Source organism: Pseudokineococcus sp. 1T1Z-3 (genome assembly GCF_037482365.1).
Classification (GTDB): Bacteria; Actinomycetota; Actinomycetes; order Actinomycetales; family Quadrisphaeraceae; genus Pseudokineococcus.
The window spans coordinates 1-3,000 of sequence record NZ_JBBHZF010000047.1; the positions used below are offsets into that span (position 1 = coordinate 1).

Genomic DNA, 3,000 nt, shown 5'->3' on the forward strand with positions numbered 1-3,000 from the left:
GTAGGACTCGGGGAAGCCCTTGCGCTCCAGCAGCCCTCGCTTCTGCAGCTCGGCGTTGGGGCGCAGGAAGCCGTCCGTCGTCAGCAGCTCCACGCGGCGGGTGCCCGGCCAGCGGGCCATGACCTCGCGCAGGACCCGGGCGGTGGTCGACTTGCCGACCGCGACCGAGCCCGCGATGCCGACGACGAAGGTCGTCGGCGTCGTCTGCTCGCCGAGGAAGCCGGCGCGGGCGGCGTGCAGCGCCCGCGCCGCCTCGACGTAGAGCTGCAGCAGGCGCGAGAGCGGCAGGTAGACCTCCTGCACCTCCGCCAGGTCGATGGGCTCGCCGAGGCCGCGCAGGCTGGCGAGGTCCTCCTCCGTCAGCTGCAGCGGCGTGGCCGGCGCCAGGGCGCTCCAGGCGTGCCGGTCGAGCTCGACGTAGGGGGAGGGGTCGGCCACGGGCGCCGATGGTGCCAGGCGGCGCGCGGACGCCGGCGCGCAGGCCAGGGGCCAGGGGCCGGCGCACCTACCCTTGGCTCCCATGTGCGGGATCGTGGGCTACGTCGGGGCACCGGGGGACGCGCGCGCGCTGGGGGTCGTCGTCGACGGCCTCGCGCGCCTGGAGTACCGGGGGTACGACTCCGCCGGCGTGGCGCTCGTGAGCGCCGGCGGCCTGGAGACCCGCAAGCGCGCCGGCAAGCTGGCCAACCTGCGCGACCTGCTGGAGGCGGCGCCCATGGGCGCCGCCTCCACCGGCATCGGCCACACCCGCTGGGCGACGCACGGCGGGCCCACCGACGTCAACGCGCACCCGCACGGCGCCGGTGAGGGCGAGCACGAGGTCGCCGTGATCCACAACGGCATCATCGAGAACTTCGCCGTGCTGCGCGCCGAGCTCGAGGCCGCCGGTGCGGAGCTCGCCTCCGAGACCGACACCGAGGTCGCCGCCCACGTCCTGGCCGCGCGGCTGCGCGACGTCCTGGCCGCCGGCCTGACCGGGCCCGAGGCGCTCACGGAGGCGATGCGCCGCACCTGCCGCCGGCTGGAGGGCGCCTTCACGCTGCTGGCCGTGCGGGCGGCCGACCCGGGCGTCGTCGTCGGGGCCCGTCGCAGCTCTCCGCTCGTCGTCGGGCTGGGCGACGGCGAGACCTTCCTCGGCTCCGACGTCGCCGCGTTCATCTCCCGCACCCGCTCGGCCATGGCGCTCGGCCAGGACCAGGTCGTGACGATCACCGCGGACGGCGCGAGCATCACCACCTTCGAGGGCGAGGCGGTCGAGGGGGAGCCCTTCCACGTCGACTGGGACATCGAGGCCGCGGAGAAGGGCGGCTACCCCTCCTTCATGGCCAAGGAGATCGACGAGCAGCCGCGGGCCGTCGCCGACACCCTGCTGGGGCGCAGCGACGCCGCCGGGCGGCTGACGCTCGACGAGGTGCGCATCGGCGCGCAGGAGCTCGCGGCGGTCGACAAGGTCGTCGTCATCTCCTGCGGGACGTCCTCCTACGCCGGGATGGTGGCGAAGTACGCCATCGAGCACTGGTGCCGCATCCCCGTCGAGGTCGAGTACGCGCACGAGTTCCGCTACCGCGACCCGGTCGTCGACGAGCGCACGCTCGTAGTCTCGATCTCCCAGTCGGGCGAGACGATGGACACGCTCATGGCCGTGCGGCACGCGCGCGAGCTCGGCGCGCGCACCGTCTCCATCTGCAACACCAACGGCGCGACGATCCCGCGGGAGTCCGACGCCGTCCTCTACACCCACGCCGGGCCCGAGGTGGCCGTCGCCTCGACGAAGGCCTTCCTCGCCCAGATCACCGCGTGCTACCTCCTGGGCCTCTACCTCGGGGCGCTCAAGGGGACGGCGTCCTCCGAGCTGGTCAAGGAGGTCCTCGACGAGCTGCACGCGATGCCCGCGAAGGTCCAGCACGTGCTCGACGGCCTCGACCGCGTCCGGGAGATCGCCCGGTTCATGGCCGACTCACGCTCGGTGCTGTTCCTCGGCCGGCACGTCGGCTTCCCCGTGGCGCTGGAGGGTGCGCTCAAGCTCAAGGAGCTCGCGTACATCCACGCCGAGGGCTTCGCCGCGGGAGAGCTGAAGCACGGGCCGATCGCGCTGGTCGAGGCCGGGCAGCCGGTCTTCGTCGTCGTCCCGCCGCCCAGCAGCCCCCACGGCCTGCACGGCAAGGTCGTCTCCAACATCCAGGAGATCCGCGCGCGGGGCGCCCGGACCCTCGTCATCGCCGAGGAGGGCGACGAGGGCGTGGTGCCCTACGCGGAGGAGGTCATCCGGGTGCCGGCGTGCCCGCCCCTGCTCATGCCGCTGCTGACGGTCGTGCCGCTGCAGGTCTTCGCGGCCGAGCTGGCCGAGGCGAAGGGGCTCGACGTCGACCAGCCGCGCAACCTCGCCAAGTCGGTCACCGTCGAGTGACGCCAGCGGTGCCGTCGGGCGTGGCGTCGGGCGTGGCGTGAGCGTCGTCGGGGTCGGCGTCGACGTCGTCGGGGTCGAGCGCTTCGCCCGGACCCTGGAGCGGGACGCGGCCTACGGCGGGGCGTTGCGGCGCAGGCTCTTCGACGACGACGAGGCGGACCTGCCGGTGCGCTCGCTCGCGGCGCGCTTCGCGGCGAAGGAGGCGCTCGCCAAGGCGCTGGGGGCGCCGCCCGGTCTGCGGTGGCGGGACGCGCGGGTGCGCACGGGCGAGCACGGGGCGCCGGAGCTGGAGCTGCGGGGGGGCGTCGCGGCGCGGGCGGCCGCTCTGGGGGTCGGGGCCGTGCACCTGTCGTTGAGCCATGACGCGGGGATCGCGACGGCGTTCGTCGTGGCGGAGCGCGCGGGGGACGTCGTGGCGGAGCGCGCGGGGGACGGCGTGGCGGAGCGCGCCGCTGCGGAGGAGGCCTCGTGATCCGGGCGCACGACGTCGCGGCGGTGCGGGCGGCGGAGGAGGCGGCGGCCGAGCACCTGCCGCAGGGGCTGGAGACGTTGGTCGCGCGGGCGTCGGCCGCGGTCGCGAGGGTCGCGGGCGA

3 protein-coding genes are annotated in these 3,000 nt (G+C 75.2%); 2 read left to right on the forward strand and 1 reads right to left on the reverse strand.

What is annotated here, in order from left to right; translation table 11 throughout:
* Positions 1-438 (reverse strand): type I pantothenate kinase (locus tag WDV86_RS16085; protein ID WP_445263134.1); only part of this gene is annotated, 438 nt, incomplete at its 3' end.
* 82 nt (positions 439-520) lie between these two features.
* Here WDV86_RS16085 and glmS point away from each other — a divergent pair.
* Together glmS and WDV86_RS16095 are read left to right on the forward strand one after the other, a co-directional pair.
* A complete protein-coding gene (gene glmS / locus WDV86_RS16090; RefSeq protein WP_339568666.1) occupies positions 521-2,407 on the forward strand; it encodes a glutamine--fructose-6-phosphate transaminase (isomerizing) in 1,887 nt (628 codons plus the stop codon).
* Between the two features lie 37 nt (positions 2,408-2,444).
* The gene (locus tag WDV86_RS16095; protein ID WP_339568667.1) at positions 2,445-2,879 is read left to right on the forward strand and encodes a holo-ACP synthase; all 435 of its coding nucleotides are present in this window, start codon (positions 2,445-2,447) and stop codon (positions 2,877-2,879) included.
* The last annotated feature ends 121 nt before the right edge of the window (positions 2,880-3,000 follow it).

What these genes read in the sequence shown, in the direction of transcription:
- glmS (WP_339568666.1), top strand. Translation starts at nt 521, where the DNA reads ATGTGCGGGATCGTGGGCTACGTCGGGGCACCGGGGGACGCGCGCGCG.